The 23,580-nt window shown below is 68.9% G+C and carries 24 protein-coding genes; 9 read left to right on the forward strand and 15 right to left on the reverse strand.

The window, feature by feature from the left end:
• Nucleotides 1-9 precede the first annotated feature (9 nt).
• From sufB to EES48_RS07580, 3 genes are read right to left on the reverse strand one after another with little or no spacing between them, the layout of a single operon-like run.
• Nucleotides 10-1,479 carry a Fe-S cluster assembly protein SufB gene (sufB, locus tag EES48_RS07570; protein ID WP_122465798.1) on the reverse strand — a complete coding sequence of 490 codons (1,470 nt, stop codon included), beginning with the start codon at nt 1,477-1,479 and terminating at the stop codon, nt 10-12.
• 2 nt (nt 1,480-1,481) lie between these two features.
• On the reverse strand, nt 1,482-2,618 hold the full coding sequence (locus EES48_RS07575) for a cysteine desulfurase family protein (RefSeq protein ID WP_122465799.1): 1,137 nt from the start codon (nt 2,616-2,618) through the stop codon (nt 1,482-1,484).
• Nucleotides 2,615-3,106, reverse strand: coding sequence for an Rrf2 family transcriptional regulator (locus EES48_RS07580; RefSeq protein WP_122465800.1), 492 nt, complete (start codon nt 3,104-3,106; stop codon nt 2,615-2,617). Before EES48_RS07580 ends, EES48_RS07575 begins: the two co-directional genes overlap by 4 nt.
• Nucleotides 3,107-3,276: 170 nt before the next feature.
• On the opposite strand from EES48_RS07580, the gene EES48_RS07585 reads away from it, so the two are divergent.
• On the forward strand, nt 3,277-3,927 hold the full coding sequence (locus EES48_RS07585) for an alpha/beta hydrolase (protein WP_122465801.1): 651 nt from the start codon (nt 3,277-3,279) through the stop codon (nt 3,925-3,927).
• Nucleotide 3,928: 1 nt separating this feature from the next.
• Here EES48_RS07585 and EES48_RS07590 read toward each other — a convergent pair whose 3' ends face one another.
• The gene (locus tag EES48_RS07590) at nt 3,929-4,603 is read right to left on the reverse strand and encodes a DUF6624 domain-containing protein (protein ID WP_122465802.1); all 675 of its coding nucleotides are present in this window, start codon (nt 4,601-4,603) and stop codon (nt 3,929-3,931) included.
• A 29-nt stretch (nt 4,604-4,632) separates the two neighbouring features.
• Between EES48_RS07590 and EES48_RS07595 the strand changes: the two genes are divergently transcribed.
• On the forward strand, nt 4,633-5,946 hold the full coding sequence (locus tag EES48_RS07595; RefSeq protein ID WP_122465803.1) for an NAD(P)/FAD-dependent oxidoreductase: 1,314 nt from the start codon (nt 4,633-4,635) through the stop codon (nt 5,944-5,946).
• 5 nt (nt 5,947-5,951) lie between these two features.
• Here EES48_RS07595 and EES48_RS07600 read toward each other — a convergent pair whose 3' ends face one another.
• Genes EES48_RS07600 through EES48_RS07610 form a run of 3 tightly spaced genes read right to left on the reverse strand, consistent with a single transcriptional unit; the run spans nt 5,952 to nt 8,944 of the window.
• Complete coding sequence (locus EES48_RS07600; RefSeq protein WP_122465804.1) at nt 5,952-7,301, reverse strand: dihydroorotase; 1,350 nt, start codon at nt 7,299-7,301, stop codon at nt 5,952-5,954.
• Entirely contained in the window at nt 7,270-8,286 is a 1,017-nt protein-coding gene (locus EES48_RS07605; protein WP_122465805.1) for a glycosyltransferase family 9 protein, read from the reverse strand. The genes EES48_RS07600 and EES48_RS07605 overlap by 32 nt, the downstream gene beginning before the upstream one ends.
• 46 nt (nt 8,287-8,332) lie before the next feature.
• Complete coding sequence (locus EES48_RS07610; protein ID WP_122465806.1) at nt 8,333-8,944, reverse strand: TIGR02466 family protein; 612 nt, start codon at nt 8,942-8,944, stop codon at nt 8,333-8,335.
• 230 nt (nt 8,945-9,174) lie between these two features.
• Here EES48_RS07610 and EES48_RS07615 point away from each other — a divergent pair, with 230 nt between their 5' ends.
• On the forward strand, nt 9,175-9,597 hold the full coding sequence (locus EES48_RS07615; RefSeq protein ID WP_122465807.1) for a hypothetical protein: 423 nt from the start codon (nt 9,175-9,177) through the stop codon (nt 9,595-9,597).
• Nucleotides 9,598-9,774: 177 nt separating this feature from the next.
• Nucleotides 9,775-11,928 carry a sodium-translocating pyrophosphatase gene (locus EES48_RS07620; RefSeq protein WP_122465808.1) on the forward strand — a complete coding sequence of 718 codons (2,154 nt, stop codon included), beginning with the start codon at nt 9,775-9,777 and terminating at the stop codon, nt 11,926-11,928.
• 75 nt (nt 11,929-12,003) lie between these two features.
• Here EES48_RS07620 and EES48_RS07625 read toward each other — a convergent pair whose 3' ends face one another.
• Genes EES48_RS07625 through ygfZ form a run of 3 tightly spaced genes read right to left on the reverse strand, consistent with a single transcriptional unit; the run spans nt 12,004 to nt 14,028 of the window.
• Nucleotides 12,004-12,627, reverse strand: coding sequence for a ribonuclease HII (locus tag EES48_RS07625; protein WP_122465809.1), 624 nt, complete (start codon nt 12,625-12,627; stop codon nt 12,004-12,006).
• Entirely contained in the window at nt 12,624-13,214 is a 591-nt protein-coding gene (locus tag EES48_RS07630; RefSeq protein WP_122465810.1) for a DNA-3-methyladenine glycosylase I, read from the reverse strand. The genes EES48_RS07625 and EES48_RS07630 overlap by 4 nt, the downstream gene beginning before the upstream one ends.
• Nucleotides 13,215-13,239: 25 nt before the next feature.
• Nucleotides 13,240-14,028 carry a CAF17-like 4Fe-4S cluster assembly/insertion protein YgfZ gene (ygfZ, locus tag EES48_RS07635; RefSeq protein ID WP_122465811.1) on the reverse strand — a complete coding sequence of 263 codons (789 nt, stop codon included), beginning with the start codon at nt 14,026-14,028 and terminating at the stop codon, nt 13,240-13,242.
• A gap of 95 nt (nt 14,029-14,123) precedes the next feature.
• Here ygfZ and purB point away from each other — a divergent pair, with 95 nt between their 5' ends.
• From purB to EES48_RS07660, 5 genes are all read left to right on the forward strand, one after another.
• Complete coding sequence (purB, locus tag EES48_RS07640) at nt 14,124-15,425, forward strand: adenylosuccinate lyase (protein WP_122465812.1); 1,302 nt, start codon at nt 14,124-14,126, stop codon at nt 15,423-15,425.
• A 234-nt stretch (nt 15,426-15,659) separates the two neighbouring features.
• A complete protein-coding gene (locus EES48_RS07645) occupies nt 15,660-15,899 on the forward strand; it encodes a BolA family protein (RefSeq protein WP_122465813.1) in 240 nt (79 codons plus the stop codon).
• 4 nt (nt 15,900-15,903) lie between these two features.
• Nucleotides 15,904-16,809, forward strand: a complete 906-nt coding sequence (locus EES48_RS07650; protein ID WP_122465814.1) for an aldo/keto reductase — start codon at nt 15,904-15,906, stop codon at nt 16,807-16,809.
• 83 nt (nt 16,810-16,892) lie between these two features.
• Nucleotides 16,893-17,240: a Grx4 family monothiol glutaredoxin gene (gene grxD, locus EES48_RS07655; protein WP_122465815.1), complete on the forward strand. Its 348-nt coding sequence runs from the start codon at nt 16,893-16,895 to the stop codon at nt 17,238-17,240.
• Nucleotides 17,240-17,665, forward strand: a complete 426-nt coding sequence (locus EES48_RS07660) for an acyl-CoA thioesterase (protein ID WP_122465816.1) — start codon at nt 17,240-17,242, stop codon at nt 17,663-17,665. The genes grxD and EES48_RS07660 overlap by 1 nt, the downstream gene beginning before the upstream one ends.
• 6 nt (nt 17,666-17,671) lie before the next feature.
• Here the strand turns inward: EES48_RS07660 and EES48_RS07665 are convergent, their stop codons facing one another.
• The 5 genes from EES48_RS07665 to EES48_RS07685 all read right to left on the reverse strand — a co-directional run bounded on the left by EES48_RS07665 (nt 17,672) and on the right by EES48_RS07685 (nt 23,516).
• On the reverse strand, nt 17,672-18,127 hold the full coding sequence (locus EES48_RS07665; RefSeq protein ID WP_205679400.1) for a hypothetical protein: 456 nt from the start codon (nt 18,125-18,127) through the stop codon (nt 17,672-17,674).
• Between the two features lie 172 nt (nt 18,128-18,299).
• Nucleotides 18,300-18,917 carry a 30S ribosomal protein S4 gene (gene rpsD, locus EES48_RS07670; protein ID WP_122465818.1) on the reverse strand — a complete coding sequence of 206 codons (618 nt, stop codon included), beginning with the start codon at nt 18,915-18,917 and terminating at the stop codon, nt 18,300-18,302.
• Between the two features lie 159 nt (nt 18,918-19,076).
• Nucleotides 19,077-20,069, reverse strand: a complete 993-nt coding sequence (locus tag EES48_RS07675) for a hypothetical protein (protein ID WP_122465819.1) — start codon at nt 20,067-20,069, stop codon at nt 19,077-19,079.
• Between the two features lie 109 nt (nt 20,070-20,178).
• A complete protein-coding gene (locus EES48_RS07680; protein ID WP_122465820.1) occupies nt 20,179-21,096 on the reverse strand; it encodes an MBL fold metallo-hydrolase in 918 nt (305 codons plus the stop codon).
• A gap of 80 nt (nt 21,097-21,176) precedes the next feature.
• On the reverse strand, nt 21,177-23,516 hold the full coding sequence (locus EES48_RS07685) for a bifunctional diguanylate cyclase/phosphodiesterase (protein WP_122465821.1): 2,340 nt from the start codon (nt 23,514-23,516) through the stop codon (nt 21,177-21,179).
• Nucleotides 23,517-23,580 lie beyond the last annotated feature (64 nt).

The following is a 23,580-nucleotide window of genomic DNA, read 5'->3' on the forward strand; positions in this document are numbered from 1 at the left end:
TTCTTCTTGTTATCCGACCGAGCCTTCAAGGCTGATCGCCACCAGCTTCTGCGCCTCGACGGCGAACTCCATCGGCAGGGTCTGCATCACGTCGCGCACGAAGCCGTTGACCAACAGGGCCACCGCTTCCTCCTCATTCAACCCGCGCTGCTGGGCGTAGAACAGCTGATCGTCCGACAGGCGGGTCGTCGTCGCCTCGTGCTCCAGATGGGCCGAGCCGTTGCGCGCCTCGATATAGGGGATGGTGTGCGACCCGCACTCCTTGCCGATCAGCAGGCTGTCGCACTGGGTGAAGTTCCGCACCCCCGTCGCCTTGGGGTGCACCGACACCAGGCCGCGATAGGTCGAGTCCGACTTCCCCGCCGACACCGCCTTGGCGATGATCCGCGACTTCGAGTTCTTGCCCAGGTGCACCATCTTGGTGCCCGTGTCGGCCTGTTGCCGCCCATTGGTGATGGCGATCGAATAGAACTCGCCCGAGCTCTCCTCGCCCTTCAGCAGGCAAGACGGATATTTCCACGTCACCGCCGATCCGGTCTCGACCTGGGTCCAGCTGACCTTCGACCGATCGCCCCGGCAGTCGGCGCGCTTGGTGACGAAGTTGTAGATGCCGCCCTTGCCGGTCGCCGGATCGCCCGGATACCAGTTCTGGACCGTCGAATATTTCACCTCGGCGTCGTCCAGCGCCACGATCTCGACCACCGCCGCGTGCAGCTGGTTCTCGTCGCGCATTGGGGCGGTGCAGCCCTCCAGATACGAAACGTAAGACCCCTTGTCGGCGATGATCAGGGTGCGTTCGAACTGCCCCGTCTGGCTGGCATTGATGCGGAAATAAGTCGACAGCTCCATCGGACACCGCACGCCCGGCGGGATGTAGACGAACGATCCGTCCGAAAAGACCGCGCTGTTCAGGGCCGCGAAATAGTTGTCCGACACCGGCACCACCGAGCCCAGATACTGGCGCACCAGCTCCGGATGTTCGCGCAGGGCCTCGGAGATCGGCATGAAGATCACGCCGGCCTTCTCCAGCTCCTTCTTGAAGGTGGTGACGACCGAGACGCTGTCGAACACGGCGTCCACCGCCACACGCGGCGCGCCCTGCACTCCGGCCAGAACTTCCTGCTCCTTCAGCGGGATGCCTAGCTTTTCGTAGACAGCCAGCAACTCCGGATCGACCTCGTCCAGAGACTTCGGCCCCTCCTTCTGCTTCGGCGCGGCGTAGTAGAACAGCTCCTGATAATCGACCGGCTCGTATTTCACCGCCGCCCAGGTCGGCTCCTCCATCGCCAGCCAGCGCTCATAGGCGGCCAGGCGCCACTCCAGCATCCACTGGGGTTCGCCCTTCTTCTCGGAGATGAAGCGCACGATGTCGGCGTTCAGGCCGCGCGGCGCGAACTCGGTCTCGATGTCCGAGGTAAAGCCGTGCGCATACTTCTCCAGCGCGGCGACGGCGTCGATAGTTTCCTTGACGGCGGCCATGATTACGCGACTTCCTTCATGCGCTCGGTCAACCGCGCGCGATGCTTGCCATGGGCGTCGACCCAGGCGTCGGCGAAGGCGATCCAGTCGCCTTCCGTGGTGCCCCAGCCGCCCGAGACCCGCACGCCGCCGGTCGCCAGGTGGTCCAGCCCCATGGCGGAGATGGCCTTGGACGGCTTGGTCTTGCCCGACGAACAGGCGCTGCCGGCCGAGACCATCACGCCCCTGAGGTCCAGGGTGATCAGCTGCTGCGGGCTGTCCCAGTCAGATACGGCCATGAACAGGGTGTTGGGCAGGCGGGGCGACGCCTCCCCGATGACCACGGCCCCGGCCGCCGTCACCCGCGCGGCTGCGGCGTCGCGCCACGCCGAATGGTCGACGCCTTGGGCCAGTTCACGCATCGCACAGACGGCGGCCGCGCCAAAGCCGGTGATGCCCGGCACATTCTCGGTCCCGGCGCGCAGGCCACGCTCCTGCCCCGCTCCATGCAGGGTGCGGATCACCGGAACGCCCTCGCGGCTGATCAGGACGCCCACGCCCTGCGGCCCGCCCAGCTTGTGCGCCGACAGGGTCAGGGTGTCGGCCCCCAGAGCCGCCATCGACACCGGGATCTTGCCCGCCGACTGGATGGCGTCGACGTGCAGCCAGCCCCCGGCTGAGCGCACCAGCTCGGCCGCCTCGGCGATCGGCTGGATCACCCCGCTCTCATTGTTCGCATGATGGATGGCCACCACCGCGCGGCCCGGACGTTTCAGCGCCCCGTCCAGCCAGGCCAGATCGACCACGCCGTTCCGATCGACCGGCAACTCCTCGACCAGCGCCCCCGACGCGAAGGCCGCCTCGGCAACGCAGGGATGCTCCGTCGCCCCAACGATCAGCCGCTCGCAGCCGGCCGCCAGAGCCGACGCAATGGCCTGGGCATTGGATTCCGTCCCGCCCGAGGAGAACACCACCGCCGTCGGATCGGCGCCGACCAGCTCGGCTACCTGGGCCCGCGCCGTCTCGACCCGTGCCCGCGCCCGTCGTCCGGCGGCATGCACTGCCGACGGATTGCCGTTGTCGGCCAGGGCCTTGGCCATGATGTCCCGGACCTCGGGCCGAACCAGGGCCGAGGCGTTGTAATCCAGATAGATGCTCACGCCGCCGCCTCCGTCAGGCCGCTTCGGGCCACGCCGGGCGGATCGATCGGGGCCCGGTGGCGGCCGGCGCGGTTCAGGATCACGTCCTCCAGGCTGACCGAGGCCAGATAGCGGTGGATCTCGTCGCCCAGCCCTTCCCACAGGTGGTGGGTGATGCAGCGCTCGCCGCGCAGCATGCAGCCGCGCGTGGCGTCGACGCAGCGGGTCGCGCGGATCGGCTCGTCCACCGCCAGCACGATATCGGCCACCATCACGGCCTCGGGACCGCGCGCCAGCCGATAGCCGCCGCCGGGACCACGCACGCTGGACACCAGCCCCGCGCGCCTCAGCCGGGCGAACAGCTGTTCCAGATAACTCAAGGAAATTTCTTGCCGTTCCGAGATGGCGCCCAGCGATACGGCGCGCGCGGCACCGCCCTCGCCCCGACCGTGCCGGGCCAGATCGGCCATCGCCATCACGGCGTATCGTCCCTTTGTCGACAGGCGCATCGCGGGCCCTCGTTCGCGTCAGATTTCGCGCGCTTTCCGAGGCTCTTGTGTTAGAACCCCCGGCTTCACGCCGACCGTTGCACGCGAGGAGGACTTAGAAAGTCCGACTAGCGCGGTCAAGTATTACGCGGCTGCGAAACGCCAGTTGAACACGGGATTTTCGACCCCTCATGCCTGAAGTGATCCTGACCGGCGCGGCCGGCCGCCTTGAAGGCCGCTACTCTCCCGGCAAGCGCGAAAACGCTCCGATCGCCCTCGTGCTGCACCCCCACCCAAAGGCGGGCGGCCAGATGAACAATCCGGTGGCGATCCACATGCACCGCCTGTTCGTCGAGCGCGGCTTCGCCACCCTGCGCTTCAACTTCCGAGGCGTCGGCAAGTCCCAAGGCGAGTTCGATTCCGGCATCGGCGAGCTGGCCGACGCGGCCACGGCCCTGGACTGGCTCCAGGCCGAGAACCCCGCCGCCACCCAGACCTGGGTCGCGGGCTATCAGTTCGGCAGCTACATCGGCATGCAGCTGTTGATGCGCCGACCCGAGACGGACGGCTTCATCACCGTATCGCCGCCGTCCAACATCTATGACTTCAGCTTCCTGGCCCCCTGCCCGGCCTCGGGCCTGTTCCTGCACGGCTCGAACGACACCGTGGTGCCGCCGATCGAGGTCGAGCGCGTAGTCAACAAGCTGCGCAGCCAGAAGGGCATCGTCATCGACTACGAGGTAGTCGAAGGCGCCACCCACTTCTGGCAGGACCACCTCGACGACGTCGAACGCCACATCGCCGCCTACCTGGACAAGCGGCTGGAAGCCGAGCCGGCCTAGATCATCCGCACGGCGGGGCCGCCTTCATGTGATCGACATAGGCCGACAGCGGCAGCGAGATATTCATCTCCGCCCGCCAGGCCTCGACGCGATCCTCGTCCTCCAGCGGGGCCAGGGTCATTCGTCGGTCCACGCAGATAAACTGGGTCCCGTAGCGCTGAGGCCGCTCCTCCGATACGGCGAGGCGGTCGAACATCTTGGCGTAGGCCTCACCCTCGACCTCTCCCGTCGCCACTAGCGGTTCCAGCACCGGCAGAAAGCGCCGCCAAACCGTCTCGTCGCCATGCTGCACGATATGGAAGGCCGCGCTGGCCGCTTCGGAGCCGTAGCGGCTGCGGGTGAACCAGCCCTCGTCCGGGACCATGGTCAGCAGGGCGCTCAGGTTGGCTTCGTCGATCGGCTTTATCGCGGCGCCGACCGCGGCCCAGGCTTCCGCCGCCTGCTCTGGCGAAAGGCGGGAGACATCGATCTCGCCGATGCGCATGCGCGGGGCCTGATCCAGCGCGCCCATGCGCTCCAGCTGCTCGCGGTCGTCGGCGGGCGGCGGCAGGGCGGCCTGACGGTCCCGTTCAGCGGCGATGGCCTCGGTGACCGGCGCGATCACCTCGGCGATCTCGGGCGACATGGCATGGGCGGGCTGAAAACCCAGCCAGGCGGCGGCGATAAGCGACAGCATCCTAAGCCTCTCCACGTCGTTTCCCTCGGATGGTCGATGAGAAGCACAGGCGGCGCAACCCGCGCGACATCCTCATCATTGGCGGCGGCGCGGGCGGGCTGGAGCTGGCGGCGCGGTTGGGGCGGGCCGACCGGCGGCGGGGCCTGAAGACGCCACGCGTCACCCTGATCGACCGCTCGCCCTTCCATCTGTGGAAACCCAGCCTGCACGAGGTCGCGGCCGGATCGCTGGATTCCCATCAGGAAGGCCTGGCCTACACCCTCTTGGCCCGCCGCAACCGCTTCCGGTTCGTGCTGGGCGACCTGACTGGGCTGGATGCCGAAGCCCGCACCGTGCGTCTGGCCCCCGTGGTCGACGAGGACGGCGACGAACTGCTGGCCGAGCGCGCCATCCCCTACGACCGGCTGGTCCTGGCCCTCGGCTCGGGCGTCAATCTGTTCGGCACGCCCGGCGCCGACCGCCACGCCCACCAGCTGGAGAACGTGGCTGAGGCCGAAGCCTTCCATCGCCGCCTGACCCTCGCCTTCCTGGCGGCGGCCGGCTCCGGCAAGAAGCGCCTGAGCGTGGCCATTGTCGGCGGCGGGGCCACAGGGGTCGAGCTGGCCGCCGAACTGATGGAGGGCCACCACGCCCTGATGGACGGTCTGCCGCCTGAACAGCGCTTCCCCTTCGACGTCACCGTGGTCGAGGCCCTGCCCCGCCTGCTGCCGCCCCTGTCCGAACCCCTGGCGGCCAAGGCGCGGCAAGCGCTCGAGACGCTGGGTGTCGCCGTCATGACCGGCGCCAAGGTCGAGCGGGTCGATGGTTCGGGGCTCGACACCAGCCAGGGTCGGCTCGAGGCCGAGCTGATCGTCTGGGCCGCCGGCGTCGCGCCCGTCGCCGTCCAGGGCGACCTCGGCCTCGCGCTCGACGACAAGGGTCGGATCGTCGTCGACGACCGGCTGCGGACCTCTGCGGCGGATGTGTGGGCCCTGGGCGACTGCGCCGCCGCGCCCGGGCCGGACGGCAAACCCGTGCCCGCCCGCGCCCAGGCGGCCAGCCAACAGGCGGCCTGGCTGGCCCGCGCCTTTCGAGATTGGGACGACGGACGCGAACCCGCTGAGGCCTTCACCTACCGAGACAAGGGCTCGCTGGTGTCGCTGGGCGACGATCAGGCGGTCGGCGCCCTGATGGGCGGCCTCGGCGGCCCCAGCTTCCGCATCGAGGGGCTATTGGCGCGTTGGGCTTACGTGACCCTGCATCTCGATCACCACCGCGCCATTCTGGGCGTCCGCCGCACCGCCCTCCTGGCCCTGTCACGCCTCCTCCACCGCCGCGTCGCCGGCCGGCTGAAGCTGCACTGAAGCCTCTACCCCGCCAGCGTTTCCTGAAAGCGCACCGGCCGTCCGTGCGCCTGGCCGATCAGTTCATCGTCTTTCATCACCACCCGCCCGCGCGTGATCGTCGCCATCGGCCAGCCCGTCGCCTCGAACCCGTCGAAGGGCGTCCAACCGCAGCGGCTGGCCATGTCCTCGTGCCGAATGGTCCGCCTGGCCTTGAGATCGACCAGGGTCAGGTCGGCGTCATAGCCCTCGGACATCCGCCCCTTGCCGGCGATGCCGAACACCCGCTGGGCCCCCGCCGAGGTCAGGTCGATGAACCGCTCCAGCGTCATGCGGCCTTGGGCCACATGCGTCAGCATGACCGGAACCAGCGTCTGCACCCCCGGCATGCCGCTCGGCGAGGCCGGATAGGCCCTGGCCTTCTCCTCCTTGGTGTGGGGCGCGTGATCCGAGCCCAACACGTCCACCACGCCCTGTGTGATCCCCTCCCACAAGCCCGCGATGTGCGGCGCATTGCGGATCGGCGGGTTCATCTGGGCGTAGGCGCCCAGGCGCGGATAGGCGTCGTCGCCATCCAGGGTCAGGTGTTGGGGCGTCACCTCCACCGTGGCCACGTCCTTATGCCCGGCCAGGAAGACGATCTCCTCGGCGGTCGAGACGTGCAGCACGTGGATGCGCGCCCCGGTTTCGCGCGCCAGCCGCACCAGCCGCTCGGTCGACTGGATCGCCGACTGGGCGTCGCGCACCTCCGGGTGGCTGGTCCAGTCGCCTGGCCGGGCCAGCGACCGCCGCTCCGCCAGCCGGTATTCGTCCTCGGAGTGGAAGGTGGCGCGCCGGCGCACGGTGCTGAGCACCTTCCGCACGCCGTCGTCGTCCGCGATCAGCAGCGAGCCGGTCGAGGCCCCCATGAAAACCTTCACCCCGCAACAGCCCGGCAGCCGCTCAAGCTCGGCCAGATGGGCGGCGTTCTCGTGCGTGCCGCCAACATAGAAGGCGTGGTCCGTCCACATCCGGTCGCGTGCCCGCGCCAGCTTGTCGGCCAGGGTGTCGGGGTCGGTGGTGTTGGGCTCGGTGTTCGGCATCTCGAACACGGTGGTGACCCCGCCCAGCGCCGCCGCGCGGCTGCCGGTCTCCAGGTCTTCCTTCCACTCCAGCCCCGGCTCTCGGAAGTGGACCTGGGTGTCGATCACGCCGGGCAGGACGGTCAGTCCCGTGGCGTCCACCTCCTCGCCCGCCGAGGCTTGGCTCAGGTCGCCGATCCGGGCGATCCGGCCGTCGCGCACACCGACGTCGGCCCGGCCGCGTCCGGAATGGTTGGCGACCTCGCCGCCACGGACGATCAGGTCATAGGTCTGAAGAGTGCGGCTGTGGGACATGGGCGGCCTCCGCTTCTCGCGCGCGTTGAGCGTACAGGGAACGGGCCGCGTTCAACACCGGTTCGACCGGCAGGTCCATCATGTGCTGGATCGCCTGGTTCAGTTTTGGGTCGATGGCGCGGAAGTCCTCCATCATGCGCGGCCCCCGGACCGAGCGGCCCCGCCAGGGCCCGCGCAGCCGCTCATCTGAAGGCCCGAACACGCCGACCGACGGAACGCCCGCCGCCACCGCCAGCTGGGTCCACAGCGAGTCATTTCCCAGATAGAGGCTGGCCCTTGAAAGCGCCGCGCAGGCCTGGAGCGGCGTCAGCCTGCCCTGCGTTTCGATCACCCGATAACGCGGCGCCGCAAGGCGGATGGTGTGGGCGGCGTCCCGGTCCTCGTCGCCGCCGACAATCAGGAGCTTGGCTCCGTCCAGCGGCCCGCCCTCGGCCAGCAGCGGCGCCGCCGCCTTGGCGAACCGCTCGGCCGGCCAGCGCTTGCCGACCCAGTCCGCGCCCGGTCCGACCGCGAGCAGCGGGCCCTGCCAGCTGCCCAGGGCCTGATCGGCGATCGCCTGGGTGTCGTGGCCGAAGAACAGTCGGGGGGACGGCGGCGTGTCCAACTGCAGGGCCCGCGCCGCCTGCTCCACGGCGTGCAGCGTCCGGCCGTCGTCCTTGGACGCCGCCGCTGGCTTCACCGCGCGCCGCTGCCGCTTCAGCCGGGCCGAGAAATCGGTGCCGCGCTGGTCGACCACCAGCCCCCACTTGGTCGATCGCACCCGCTTCCACAGATTGACCCACTCCAGTCGCCCTTCCCGCTCCAGCACGATCAGGGCGTCGAGCCGGGGCAGGTCGGCGAACAGCGGCGCCGAGGCGCGCGAGCCGACCACAATGAAGCTGGCGTGCGGGATCTCCTCGACCAGATGGGCGAGCACGCCCGAGGACAGGACCGCCGTCTCCGGGTCCGCCTCGGCGATATACAGAATCGGAAAGCGCCCGCTCATCACCCGCGCACCCTACGCGCGTTCGGCCTCGGGCGGGAGCAGCGTTTCAGGCGTAGTTGAAACTGATCGAGATGCGCTCGGAACGGGCCGCATTGACCGGCACCTCGTGCCGCAACCAGCTCTCCCACATCAGGATCGTCCCCGCCTGGGGCGCCAGATAGACGAAGGGTTGTTCGGCCTCCCCGGCTTCGGGCGTCAGGCTGGGCCGCGCCATCATCATGGGCAGGCGCGGATCCTCCAGCTTCAGCGAAGACGCCCCCGCCGGAACCTCGACATAGACGGTGCCGGAAATGATCGAGTGCGGGTGGATATGTCCCGTGTGCCCACCGCCGGGCTTCAGGACATTGACCCAAAGGCTGTCCAGCCGCGGCTTGCGGCTGAGATCGAAATTCAGCGCCTTGGCGTACACGGCCGCGTGCCGATCCAGCCGCTTCTTCAACTCGCCGAACTCCGGGAACCGCTGCGGCAAGTCGGTCAGGGACGCATAGGAGGTATAGCCGCGATAGCCGTGCCGCTTACACCAGGCCCGCCCCGCCTGATCCTCCTCGGCCAGATGGTGGCAGGCCTCCAGCAGGGCGGCGTTGAAACCGATGAAGCCGGAGGCCTCGGCGAGGCTGGCTTCATAGACCTGGGTGACGAACAGTGGGCGCAACGACATGGCGGGGTTCTAGCCGGTGCGGGCCGTCGAGGGAATCGCGAGCGCACCCCATCCGCGTCCCGGGCGAAGGCCGGGGCCCAGGGGATCAAGCGCGGGAGGGGGGGCAGAGCCGTGATCGAGCCTGACCTGAGGCGCCCGGCGTCCTACAATCTGGGCCCCGGCCTTCGTCGGTGACACGGCCGAGGGTAGCGCTCGCGATTGCTTAACCGCCGGTGTGCCACGGTCCGTCCATGCGCCGTCGCGACGTCCTCGCCACCTCCCTGATTCTGGCCGGAACCGCCGGAACGGCCGCCGCCGCGCCGTCGTCCGAGCCGGCGGCGCCGCCCTCGACCAACATGCTGGGGGTCGGTCTGCCGGTGATCGCGGGCGGGCGGGTGCGCAACTACATCTTCGTGACCCTCAGGTTAGTGCTGGCGCCCGGCGCCGACATGGCGGCGGTGCGGGCCAAGGAGCCGTTCCTGCGTGACGGTCTGGTCCGCGCGGCCCACCGCACGCCCCTGCCCACCGCCGCCGACGGGCTCAGCTTTGATCCGGCGCGCCTGACCGGCGTGGTCACCCGAATGGCTCCGACCGTCGTCGGACGCGGCCTGATCGCGCGGGTCGAGGTCGCCAGCCAGGCGCCGCGTCGTCGGACGGGCATCCGAGGGGGCTGAGCCACCCTCCAAATACCGGATTGCGTCATCGGGACGCATGGGGCACGTTTCCGCCGCAATTCCCGAGGGGCGCGGCTTGGCGCCCGGTGCGCACGGGGGGACCGGAAGGCGGACAGAGGCGAAAAGCCCGCCGCGCCAAGGGTCCGCGCGCTTAGCTGAAATAGGGTTGGAAACGCTATGACGTCATTACTGTGGCTGGTCATCGCGGCCGGCGGCCTGGGGGTGCTCTACGGGGCGATCCAGACCGCGGTGCTGATGAAGGCCGACGCCGGCAACGACAAGATGCGCGAGATCGCCGCGGCGATCCAGGAGGGGGCCAGCGCCTACCTCCGCCGGCAGTACATCACCATTGGCTTGGTCGGGGTCGTGATCCTGATCGCCGCCTTCCTGCTGATCGGCCCCTATGCGGCGGCCGGTTTCCTGATCGGCTCGGTGCTGTCGGGCGCGGCGGGCTACGCCGGCATGCTGATCTCGGTCAGGGCCAATGTCCGCACCGCCCAGGCCGCCTCCAAGAGTCTGGCCGGCGGCCTGGACCTGGCGTTCCGCTCGGGCGCCATCACCGGCATGTTCGTGGCCGGCGGGGCCCTCGTCGGAGTGGCGGGCTATTACGCCGTGCTGACCGAGGTCATGGGTCTGGAGCGCGTCGGCCGCGAGGTCATCGACGGCCTGGTGGCCCTGGGCTTCGGCGCCTCGCTGATCTCCATCTTCGCCCGTCTGGGCGGCGGCATCTTCACCAAGGGCGCCGACGTGGGCGGCGACATGGTGGGCAAGGTCGAGGCCGGGATCCCGGAGGACGACCCCAGGAACGCCGCCACCATCGCCGACAATGTGGGCGACAACGTCGGCGACTGCGCCGGCATGGCCGCCGACCTGTTCGAGACCTATGCGGTGACCACGGTCGCCACCATGGTGCTGGCCGCCATCTTCTTCCGCGGCGACGCCGCCGTGGCCGAGGCGATGATGCTGCTGCCGCTGGCCATCTGCGGCATCTGCATCGTGACCTCGATCATCGGCACCTTCTTCGTGCGTCTGGGCAAGAGCCAGAACATCATGGGGGCGCTGTACCAGGGCCTGATCGTCACCGGCGTGCTGTCGGTCGTGGCGGTCTGGTTCGTGATCAACGCCCTGGTCACGGGGCCGGTGACCACGTCCGGCGGACTGGTCATCGAACCGATGAGCCTGTTCTGGTCGGGGGTCGTCGGCCTGGCCGTCACGGCCGCGATCGTGGTGATCACCGAATACTACACCGGTTCGAACTTCCGGCCGGTGCAGTCCGTCGCCAACGCCTCGGTCTCGGGTCACGGCACCAATGTGATCCAGGGCCTGGCCGTCTCGCTTGAGGCCACCGCGCTTCCAGCCCTGACCATCATCGTCGGCATCATCGTCAGCTTCCAGCTGGCGGGCCTGTTCGGCATCGCCATCGCCACCACGACCATGCTGGGCGTGGCGGGGATGATCGTGGCGCTGGACGCCTTCGGACCGGTCACCGACAACGCCGGCGGCATCGCCGAGATGGCCGGCCTACCCGCCGACGTGCGCCACTCGACCGACGCGCTAGACGCCGTCGGCAACACCACCAAGGCGGTGACCAAGGGCTATGCGATCGGTTCGGCCGGTCTCGGCGCCCTGGTGCTGTTCGCGGCCTATACCGAGGATCTCAGGTACTTCTCGGCCAATCCGGCGGACTATCCGTTCTTCGCCGACATGGGCGTGGTCGCCTTCGATCTGACCAATCCCTACGTCGTCGTCGGCCTGCTGTTCGGGGGGCTGTTGCCCTTCCTGTTCGGCGGCATGTCGATGATGGCGGTCGGACGCGCGGCCGAGAGCGTGGTGGCCGAGGTGCGCCGTCAGTTCCGCGAGAACCCGGGCATCATGACCTACCAGACCAAGCCGGACTACGCCCGGGCGGTCGACATCCTGACCAAGGCGGCGATCAAGGAGATGATCGTGCCGTCGCTGTTGCCGGTGCTGTCGCCGATCGTGCTGTTCGTCGTCGTGCTGTTCATCCAGCCGGACAAGGCCAACGCCTTCGCCGCCCTGGGGGCCATGCTGATGGGGGTGATCGTGACCGGCCTGTTCGTGGCCGTGTCGATGACCTCGGGCGGCGGCGCCTGGGACAACGCCAAGAAGGTGATCGAGGAAGGCTTCACCGACAAGAACGGCGTGGTCCACGGCAAGGGCTCGGAGGCTCACAAGGCCGCGGTCACCGGCGACACAGTGGGCGATCCCTACAAGGACACCTCCGGTCCGGCGGTGAACCCGATGATCAAGATCACCAACATCGTGGCGCTGCTGCTGCTGGCGGTTCTGGCGAGCGGTCGGATCGTCTAGAGCGCCTACCGCGCTTCGCGCTACTTGAGGCGCACTGATTTTGGCCCCGGAGAGCGATCTCCGGGGCCTTTTTCTTCAGGCCGCGTTGCGCTCCAACAGCGCCCGGATCGGCCCCCAGGTCGCGCGGTGCTCCACGCACGGCCCCAGCCGCTCCAGCGCCGCGATATGGGCCGGCGCCGCATAGCCCTTGTGCCGCGCGAAGCCATAGCCGGGGTGGACCGCGTCCAGCTCGACCATCACCCGGTCCCGCGCCGTCTTGGCCAGGATCGAGGCCGCCGCGATCGACAGGCTCAGCCCGTCGCCGCCCACGACCGTCTTCACGTCGCACGGCAGGGCGAAGGGATAGTTCCCGTCCACCAGCGCATAGACCGGCCGCACGGCCATCGCCTCGATGGCCCGGCACATGGCCAAGCCGGTTGCCTTGAGAATGTTGAGCGTCTCGATCTCGCGCGCCGAGGCGAAGCCGACGCCCCAGGCGAGGGCGCGGGCCTTGATCTCGACCTCCAGCCGCTCACGCGCGGCGGCGGTCAGGGCTTTGGAGTCGTCGATGCCCTCGGGCAGATCGTCGGGGTTCAGGATCACCGCCCCGGCCGCCACAGGCCCGGCCCACGGCCCCCGCCCGGCCTCATCCACGCCGCACACCGGCGCGGGGCACAGGGCCTCGAGGCTGAGGCTGGGAATCAGGCGGGCCTTGGTCACCTCCCGCCCATCGCACGAACCTCGGCCTGGCGGAAACAGTCATGGACGTGGTCGTTGACCATCCCCGTGGCCTGCATGAAGGCATAGACGATCACCGGTCCGCAGAAGCCGAAACCCCTCGCCTTCAGCGCCTTGGCCATGGCCACGGACTCAGGCGTCTGGGTCGGCACCTCGGCCAGGGTGAGCGGCCGGGCCTGGATCGGCGCCCCGCCCACGAACGACCAGAGCCAGACGGAAAAGTCCTCGCCAGCGTCGCGCATCTCGACCCAGACCCGCGCGCCCCGGATGGTCGCGTCGATCTTGGCGCCCGAGCGCACGATGCCCGCATCGGCCATCAGGCGAGCCCGCTCCGCCTCGCCATAGCCGGCCACGATCTCGGGATCGAAGCCGTCGAAGGCCGCCCGAAACGCCTCGCGCTTCTTCAGGATGGTGATCCAGCTCAGCCCGGCCTGGAACCCATCCAGCACCAGCTTCTCCCACAGCGCCCGCGCATCATACTCCGGCACACCCCATTCGGTGTCGTGATAGGCGACGTAAAGCGGATCGGTCCCGCACCAGGCGCAGCGATGGAGGGATGAGTCGGGCATTGCCGACAGGCTAGCGCCGGCCTCACTAGCCGAGCAACCAACCCGGCCGCTCGACCGCGATCGGACGACCGTCGACGGTCAGCGGGCCGTCGATCCGATCCAGTCGCAGCAGGGCCATCGCCCGGCCATCGATCCCGCCACGCACCTCACCCGCCCGGCGGTCGCCGTTCAGCAGCACCTCGGCGCCGAACGCGGGAGGCGGGCCGTCTAAGCTGATCGGCAGCATCCGGGTCTTGATCGCGCCGCGCCGCTTCATGCGCGAAGTCGTCTCCTGACCGACGAAACACCCCTTGGCGAAGTCGATGCCGTTCAGCAGGTCGAAATTGGCCTCGATCGGATAGTCCTTGTCTGGTGGGCTGTCGCCGGCGCCGGGGACGCCGTGGGCCAGTTCATGGGCGCGCCACGCAGGCTCGTCGACGGTCGGATCGGCGGCGCTCAACCCGCGCCATCCCAGGCCCGGCAGGCGGGGATCGGCGACGAAGCCCCGCGGCGGCGGCCCGTCGCCCCAGGCGGCGCATACCCGCCGGGGGTCGGCCGCGATCTCGACCTTGGCCCGGAGGCGATACATCGATAGCCGCTGAACCAGGGCGTCGCGGCGGTCGGCGGCGACATCCAGGGTCACTCCATCCCCTTCCCCCCAAAGGAACAGGTCAAACAGCAGCCGCCCCGGCGGCGACAGCAAAGCGCCGAACCTCAACTCGCCCTCCCCCAGCCCCTCAACGTCCTGGGTCAGGAGATTGTGCAAGAACAGCCGGGCGTCTGGGCCGGCGACCCGCACCAGGGTGCGGCTGTCGAGGCGAGCGATCAGGGTCATGGCCTCGATATAGCCCGCGCCGGGTCCGGCGCCATGCGGCGGCGTCCGGCGCGGCGGCTTGACTCCCCGCCCCTCGCGCCCGACACCCCGCGCCCATGATCGTCCGCTATTCCCGCCCCGAAGCCGCCGACCTCTGGTCCCAAGAGACCAAGTACAAGATTTGGTTCGAGATCGAGGCCCACGCCGCCGCCAAGATGGCCGAGCTGGGCGTCATCCCGGCCTCGGCCGCCGACGCCATCTGGGCCAAGGGCAAGGACGCCACCTTCGACGCCGACCGCATCGACGAGATCGAGCGCACCACCAAACACGACGTCATCGCCTTTCTGACCCATGTGTCGGAGATCGTGGGCGAGGAGGCGCGCTTTCTGCACCAGGGCATGACGTCCTCCGACGTGCTGGACACCTGCCTGGCGGTGCAGCTGGCCCGCGCCACCGACCTCTTGATCGCCGATGTCGATCGGGTGCTGGCCGCCCTCGAAAAGCGGGCGAAAGAACACAAGCTGACCCCCTGCGTCGGTCGCAGCCACGGCATCCACGCCGAGCCGGTGACCTTCGGCCTCAAGCTGGCCGGCTATCACGCCGAGTTCCAGCGCGCCCGCCGCCGCCTGGTCACCGCCCGCGAGGAGATCGCCACCTGCGCCATCTCCGGGGCCGTGGGCACCTTCGCCAATGTCGATCCGGCGGTCGAAGCCTATGTCGCCGAGAAGATGGGGCTGGCCGTCGAGCCGGTGTCCACCCAGGTCATCCCGCGCGACCGTCACGCCGCCTATTTCGCCGCGCTGGGCGTCGTCGCCTCTTCGGTCGAACGGCTGGCCGTCGAGATTCGTCATCTGCAACGCACCGAGGTGCTGGAGGCCGAGGAGTTCTTCGACAAGGGTCAGAAGGGCTCCAGCGCCATGCCGCACAAGAGGAACCCCATCCTGACCGAGAACCTGACCGGCCTGGCCCGCCTGGTCCGCTCGGCGGCGACCCCGGCCATGGAGAACGTCGCTCTCTGGCACGAACGGGACATCAGTCATTCCTCGGTCGAGCGCGGCATCGCGCCGGACGCCACCATCCACCTGGACTTCGCCCTCAACCGCCTGGCCGGCGTGATCGAGCGGCTGAACGTCTATCCCGACAATATGCAGAAGAACCTGGATCGCCTCGGCGGCCTGGTCCACTCGCAGCGGGTCATGCTGGCCCTGACCCAGGCGGGCGTCTCGCGCGAGGACGCCTATGCGGCGGTTCAGGAGAACGCCATGAAGGTCTGGCGCGGCGAAGGGGCCTTCCTGGATTTCCTCAAGGCCGACGAACGCGTCACCTTGGCCGACGCCGAGCTCGAGGCCCTGTTCGACATCGGCTATCACACCAAGCACGTCGATACGGTGTTCCAACGGGTGTTCGGCGCCGGCTGAGGCCCCGCAATTTTTCTCTGCAACCCTTTTCTCGCGCCGGCATTCTTCTGAGGCGCAAGCGAGAAGCTGAAGCGACAAGGCTCCGGAGCCCCTCCCCCGAGCTTCCGGATGCAGGGGCCGCACTTCCCCCGGGTGCGGCCCCTTTCGCTGTCTGGGCCTGACTATCCAACCGCATAAGCCCGTCCTTAAGCTTTGTCGTTCACCCTGAGCGGCGAACCAGGAGACGGCCCGCGCATGCCCATGACCGAGGATGAGCTGAGAACGCGTCTGGCCGACGCCTTTCCAGACGCCGAGATCGTGATCCAGGACCTCGCCGGAGACGGCGACCACTACCGCGCACGCATCGTCTCCTCCGCCTTTTCGGGCCTGCCGCGCGTGCGCCAGCACCAGCTGGTCTATGCGGCCCTGGGCGGCCGTATGGGTGGCGAGCTGCACGCCCTCGCCCTCGAAACCAGCGCCCCCGCCGGAGACTGATCCCATGCGCTACCGCCCCTTTGGACGCTCCGGCGTCTCGATCTCGGTCCTGACGCTCAACCTATCACGCGAGTTGCTGTCGCAAGGCCCCGACGTCATGCGCACGACCGTGTTCTCCGCGCTCGAGAACGGCGTGAACAGCTTCCGGCTGGAGACGGCCGATCCGGTTCTGGCCGAACTGGCCGGCGACGCCCTGGCCAGCGTGGACCGCAAGCTGGTGTCGGTGTCCCTGCTGTTGGGCGGCGGCCGCGGCGCGCCGCGCGACTTCTCGGCTGAAGGTCTGACCCGCTCGATCGAGGAGGTGCTGCACGTCTCGGGCCTGGGCTGGATCGATGTCGGCGTGCTGGACGCGCCCAGCGAGGAGGAGCTGCCCCAGGCCGCCCTGACCACGCTGAAGCAGATGCGTTCGGCCCAGCGCCTGAAACAGCTCGGCGTGGCCGGCTGCGACGACGCCATGGACGCCTATATTTCGACCGGCGCCTTCGATCTGGTCGCCATGCCCTATCACGTCAATTCGCCCTGGCAGACCAAGAGCCGCATCCGCGCGGCTTTGGAACGCGACATGGCGGTGATGGCTTACGGGTACTTCCCCGACAGCCTGGATACGGCGCGCAAGGCGGCGGGCGTCAACGCCGAGAAGCAAAGCGGCTGGAAGGCCCTGCTGGGCGGCCGCAAGCCGATCGCCCGCGAGGCCGGCACCTTCGCCTTCCTCCACCAGACCACCGGCTGGGCGGCCGAGGAAATCTGCCTGGCCTACGCCCTGACCGATCCGTCGATCTGTTCGGTGATCATCGACGCCGACCGGGGGCAACGGGTGGAGGCGCTGTCAGCGACGACCGAACGCGACCTGCCGCCGGGCACGCCGGCGCAGATCGAGATGGCCCGGGTGGGGCGCGCGGCCGCCGCCTGACCGCGCGCTCGGCCCGGTCGCCTTGACCCTGGCCACTGCGGCGCCTAGCTGACGGGTCTCCCCGCTCGACCCAGAGGCCCGCCGTGACCGACGCCGACCCCACCCGCGACTTCATCGCCAGCACCGTGGCCCAGAACGGCGTGGTGCTGTTCATGAAGGGGACGCCGGACGCGCCGCGCTGCGGCTTCTCGGCCCTGGCGGTCCAGATCCTGGATCACGTCGGCGCGCCCTTCGTCGGCGTGGATGTGCTGCAGTCCGAGGCCCTGCGCGACGGCATCAAGGCCTACACCGACTGGCCGACCATTCCCCAGCTGTATGTGAAGGGCGAGTTCGTCGGCGGCTCCGACATCGTGCGCGAGATGTTCCAGGCCGGCGAGTTGCAACAGCTGATGGCCGACAAGGGCGTGCTGGCCGAGGGCGACGCCGTCTGATGGCCCGGCCGGCGCTGATCCCGCCGGACGACCGGGAGGTGTTCGAGGCGCCGCTGACCGTGCGGCCCGAGCACATCGACGACAACGGCCACGTCAACAATGTCGTCTATGTCGGCTGGCTTCAGGAGGCCGGGACCGCCCACTGGCGCGCCAGATTTTCCGCAGAAGATCAGGCCCGCTGGTCCTGGGTCGCCCTGAGGCACGAGATCGACTATCTGCGCCCGATCTCGCCGGATGCCCAAGGTGTGGTCGCCCGCACCTGGGTCGGCCAGCCGCGCGGACCCCGCTTCGACCGCTTTGTCAGGATCGAGGACGGCCAGGGGCGCCTGTGCGCCCAAGGCCTGTCCGAATGGTGCCTGGTCGCGGCCGACACCATGCGGCCGACGCGCATTCCGGCGGAGATGCTGGGACCGTTCCAGCGCTGACGCCGATCAGCCTTCGGCGTCCTCGTCGGGGCCGAGCAGGTAAGGGTTATTGATCTCGATGTGGTCGTCGGCGCTGAGCCCGAGCTCTTCGAGGGAATAGATCACGTCGATGCCTTCCAGCTGCACGTTCGAGCAGCGGTCGTCCTTCATACGCCTGAGGGTGATCAGGGCGCTGTCACCCACGCGCCGGACGACGGGCTGAATGTCGTCCTTGCCGGTGCAGCCGTTGGAGGTGACGCGGAAGATGGCCTGGTTAGAGCTGACCGCCGCGGCGTAAATCGGCTCCAGCGCGCCGGGCATGGAGACGGCAGCCGAAATGGGCGGCGGCGGCGGCGAGAAGTCCGCATTCTGCCTTAGCGAGCCGCAGGCCCCGAGGCCGAGGCTCAGCGCGGCCAGTGCAGAAATCGTGGCGAGCGCCCGCATGCTGTGGCCCCCTTCGCCCGTGAGAATCTTCCGCATCATGCGCGCCTTTCCCCCGAAATGCACGTTGGTGGCGTCGAAAACGAGAAGGGCCCCAGATCGCTCCGGGGCCCGTCCCATCTCTGGCCCGATCGCTCGGCGCGCGGCGCCTCGCTAAATGAGGGCTGCGCTCAAGCAGCGAACGACCGCGTCGCTCGCGATAGCGCCCTGAAAATCAGGACGCGTAGTATTCCACCACCAGATTCGGCTCCATCTTCACCGGGAACGGCACATCGGCCAGCTCGGGAATGCGGACGTAGCGGATCGAGAAGCCGCGGTCGCCCATTTCCAGATAGTCGGGCACGTCACGTTCCGACGACTGCTGCGCTTCCAGCACCAGCGCCATATTGCGGGACTTTTCCTTGACCTCGACGACGTCGCCCGTCTTCACGCGGTACGAGGCGATGTCCACCTTCTTGCCGTTGACGGTCACGTGGCCGTGGCTGACGAACTGGCGAGCAGCCCAGACGGTCGGGACGAACTTGGCGCGATAGACGATGGCGTCCAGGCGCGATTCCAGCAGGCCGATCAGGTTCTCGGAGGTGTTGCCCTTGCGGCGGGCGGCCTCGTCGTAGGTCTTGGCGAACTGCTTTTCGGTGATGTTGCCGTAGTAGCCCTTGAGCTTCTGCTTGGCCTTCAGCTGCAGGCCATAGTCGGAGACCTTGGACTTGCGGCGCTGGCCGTGCTGGCCGGGGCCATAGGACCGCTTGTTGACCGGGGACTTGGCGCGACCCCAGAGGTTTTCCCCCATGGCCCGGTCGAGCTTGTACTTGGCGCTGTGGCGCTTGGACATGTGTCACTCTCAATGCTGATGCGGCCCGGCGCCCCCGCTATTGGGAGCACGATCTCAACGGCGGTCCACGCATCGTCCGTCATGCGACGCGCCCCGGACGTGAGCCCGGGGCGTGAAGGCGGCGCTTATGCCGCCCCGGCCCGCGAAGGTCAAGTCAGCTCAGCGTCCCTCACGGAGGGCCTGGACTATGCGCGCCGATGCCGCCGTCGTCAGCTCGGCCACTCCCGCCTCCCACCGGACCGGATCGGCCTGCATGGCGTATCGCCGGGTGCGATTGGTGCCGATACCGCCCAGGGCGCCGATGACGTTGGTGGCCAGCTCGGCCGCGCGCTGTCCTCCAGTCGTGGTGTCGCCGAAGGTCCCGAAGTCGCCTCCCACCGCGATCGGCTCGCGGGGCGTGTAGGTGGGCACCCGACCGTTTGGCGCATAGACATAGACCTTGGACGCTTCCGGCACGATCGCCAGTCCGGCCTGGACGTTGACCGCAGAGCTGTTGCGGAACCAGCCGCCATAGGTCTCCGCGCTGGCGAAATCGACGATGTAGAAGGCGTTGACGACGGCCTGCCCGGCCGCCCGGGCGAATTGGGTTCCGCCCATGCTGATGCCGATGGCGCTGCGGTTTCCGCTGAAGCCGGGCGCGCTGATCTGCCCCAACACTTCGCGCGCCAACCAGACTGCTCCGCCGATCTGCGTGGGAGCGAAGACCTTGGCCTTGGCGCGACTGTCGCGCGCCAGGATGACGTCACGCTCCATGCCGTTCTCCAGTGGCTGGGCGTTGGCTTGCCGGAAAGCGGCCTCGACGGGCGCGCGATCGCCGACCTGATAGCCGCCGGCGGCAAGTTGCTCGAGCAGGCTGGTGTAGGCCGCGTCGGTCGCCCGCTGGAATTCCGCGTCCGACACGCCCTCCAGGGCGCTGCGGGCGGTGGACCGGCCACCGAACCCTCCGCCCAGCAAACCGCCCCCGGCACGCGCACGGTCCGTTCGGTCCGTCAGGAAGGCCACAACGAAGCTGCCGACGACCACATTGGTCACGCCGCCCATCGCCGCAGCGTTATCGATCTTGAGCGGCTGGGCGACGGCCCGCGAGGCAAGTGTGACGAGCGCACCGGCCGTCAGTCCGGCCAGGGCGCCGCGACGCGTGATGATCGACATGGAATAAGCCCCCCCCGTACCCGGCGCGCGCCCCCTGCACGGCTCTAAGGTCGGTAAACCTACGTTACCCGAGCGGTGATATCTGGAAAAGCCGGAAATGTAGGGTCGGTCAGCCCTCCGGCGACCAGACAAACCCGTCATCGCCCCGTTCGACGCGACCCAGCCCCGGGAACGGGAAATGGACGGCGTAGACGCGAAGGTTCTCGTCGGCGGCGCGCTCGAGGATCGCGCGGCGACTCGCCTCGGCGGTCGGGGCGTTGCCGTCGAAGGCGATGGTCCAGTCCGGACGCTGAACCGAGATCACGTGATGATGCGCGGTGTCGCCGATGTAGAGCAGCCGGTCTTCGCCGGAAGCGATTTCGTAGCCCGAATGCCCGGGGGTGTGGCCGTCGATATCGACGGAGATGACGCTGGGAATCACTTCGGAGCCGGCCACGAAAGTCTCCACCCGCGGTGTGATGATCGACACCAGCTTGGCCATCGCCTCGTCCGCCTGCAGCGCGGCCCACTCTTCCTGGGACATGCGGATGACAGCGTTCGGGAACGCGAGCGCTCCGCCCGCGACAAGGCCGCCGACGTGGTCGCCGTGACCATGAGAGATCAGGATGTCCGTGACCTGGCCCGGCTCGACGCCCGCTGACGTCAGAGACTGGGGCAGCAGACCCTGGGTGCCCATCTGGCCCGCCGCGCCCGCGTCGAACAGCACCGTGCGCTCGCCCATGCGCACCAGAAGCGGCTGAAGCCCGAGGCTCACCTCGTCGGTGGGAAGGCCGGCGGCCGTCAGCACGGCGTCGGTGTCCTCAGCGCTTTCGCCGATCGCCACGGTTTCATTGTCGTTAGGAAAGCTGAGGCTGCCGTCACGGAGAGCCCAAGCCTGGAATTCGCCGATGCGGAAGCCGTGGATATTATCCGTGGCGGCGGTCTGGACGGCGGGCGCCGCGGGGGCGGGCGCCGTGTCCGCCTCCTGGGAACAGGCGGCGATCAGCGCGGCCAGGGCCACGGCGGGGAACATCGGGCGATAGGTCATGGATCAGCCTCCCTGCGGTCAGACACCGCGTCGAGGCTCTAGATAGGCAGCTGGCTCATGTGCGCCAGAGCCGCGGCGGCTCAGGCCGCCTTGACCGCCGTTTCGACCTGGCGCGGGGCTTCGCGGCTGGGGCGGCCCAGCAGATAGCCCTGCACCTCGTCGCAGCCCTGTTCGCGCAGGAACGACAGCTGGGCGTCGGTCTCGACGCCCTCGGCGAGGATCGGAATGCTGAGGCTCTCGCCGAGCGCCAGCACCGCGCGAATGATCGCGCGCGACTGGGGCGCTCCGTCCAGCTCGGCCATGAACGACCGGTCCAGCTTGATCTTGTCGAAGGGGAAGGCGCGCAGGGTCGAGAGCGACGAATAACCGGTGCCGAAATCGTCCATGGCCACCGACACGCCCAGCGCCTTGAGCTGACGCAGGATATGGGTGGTCCGCTCCATATCAGCGATCATCGCGCTTTCGGTGATCTCCAGCTCCAGCCGATGCGGCGACAGGCCGGTGTCGAGCAGCACCTGGTGCACCAGACGCGGCAGGTCGACGTGCGACAGCTGTATGGGCGACAGATTGACGGCGATGCGGTGCGGCTCGTCCCACTGGGCGGCCTCGGCGCAGGCGCGGCGCAGCACCCACTCCCCGATCGGCAGGATCAGGCCGGTGTCCTCGGCCACCGGAATGAAGTCGACCGGCGAGATGTAGGAGCCGTCGGGCTGCGGCCAGCGCAACAGCGCCTCGTAGCCGGTGACGCCGCCGGTCTCGATCGAGACCTGACGCTGGTAGTGCAGTTCGAACCGTTCCTGATCCAGCGCCTCGCGCAGGCCCTGGGTGATGCGGCGGCGCTGGCGCACCGCCTCGTCCATGGCTTCCTCATAGAAGCAGACGTCGGTCGTGATCGAAGCCTTGGCCCGGTACATGGCCAGGTCGGCGTTGTTGATCAGGGACGACGGCTCGGCCGCGTCCTCGGGCCACAGCGCGATGCCCACCGAGGCGCCGCACTGCAGGTCGGCATGCTCGAACACCGTCGGGGTGACGATGGCGGCGATCAGCCGCTGGGCCGCCTCGGCCGCGGCGTCGCGGTCCGTCGCTGGGATGATGGCCACGAACTCGTCGCCGCCGAGCCGCGCGATGAATTCGCCGGGCTTGAGAGCGGCCTTCATCTGGTCCGAGACGTGGATAAGCAGATGGTCGCCGACGGCGTGGCCGTAGAGGTCATTGACCTCCTTGAACCGGTCCAGATCGATGGCCAGCAGGGCGAAGCCCTGGCCACCCTCGCTGATCGCCGCCATTCGCTCCAGCTTTTCGAGGAAGGACGAGCGGTTTGGCAGGCCGGTCAGGCTGTCGTTGCGAGCCAGATGGCTGATGCGCCGCTCCTGGGCGATGCGGGCGCGCAGGTCGCGGACGGCGAAGATGCGAACGGCCCGGCCGTCGGTGTCGCTGGTCGCCTCGCGCACGGCGATCTCGACCGGAATGGGTTCGCCGGTCATGGGCGTCAGCCGGCTCTGGACCAGCACGCCGGCGGCGATGCGGTCCGCATCCTCGACCCAGCGACTGATGGGGGCGCCGACCACGACGTCGGCGTCGGCGCCGCTGAACTCCAGGAAGGCGGCGTTGGCCATGACGACCTTGCCGCCGGCCTCGACCACCATGCCGTCCACGCTGCCCTCGATCAGGCCGTTGAGGCGGCGGCGCGACAGTCGCTCGCTCTGCTCCTCCAGCAGATGGCTGGATGCGGCCGTACCCAGCATCAGCAGCCCGACCGCCGCCACGCCCAGCGCCAGCAGGCTGGAGGCGTCGTCACCGGTCAGAGAGCCGTCCAGCGGGGCGAACGGCATGACGATCATCGCGCCCATGCCGGTGAAGTGCAGCGACACGATGGTCAGGACCAGCAGGCCGCTGGCCAGGGCGATGCGATGCTTCAGCGCCGCGTTGGCCGCCAGGGCGAAGGCCGCGCCGCCGCCGATCACCGCGAACAGCACCGAGGCCACGACATAGGGGATCGACCACATCACCACCGCCTCGGCGGTGAAGGCGGCCATCCCTGTATAGTGCATGGCGCTGACCGCCGCGCCGAAGGCGACGCCGCCGGCGATCGGGGCGTGACGCCAGCGGCGCGAGCCCAGCCAAAGGGCGCCGGCGCATCCGGCCACGGCGACAGCCAGGGACGCCGCCGTCAGCATCGGCGCATAGGCGGTTTCGACCCCGGGACTATAGGCCATCATGGCCACGAAATGGGTGCACCAGATGGTCGCCCCGCCGGCCACCGCGCCCATGAACAGCCACACCGGCCGCGCCGCCCCCGCGCTCTCTCGGGTCTTGCGATACATCCGGGCGGTGACGATCGATCCGCACACACAGATCAGGGCCGCCAGGGCCACCAGCAGGAGGTTATGCTCCTGGGTCAGGCAATCGAGGACGCGCATATTCGGGACGATCTCGCGAGAATAAGACGGCCCGTCCTAGCCCGCGACCCTTAACCACGATCCC

The organism is Brevundimonas lutea (assembly GCF_003704105.1).
GTDB lineage: Bacteria > Pseudomonadota > Alphaproteobacteria > Caulobacterales > Caulobacteraceae > Brevundimonas > Brevundimonas lutea.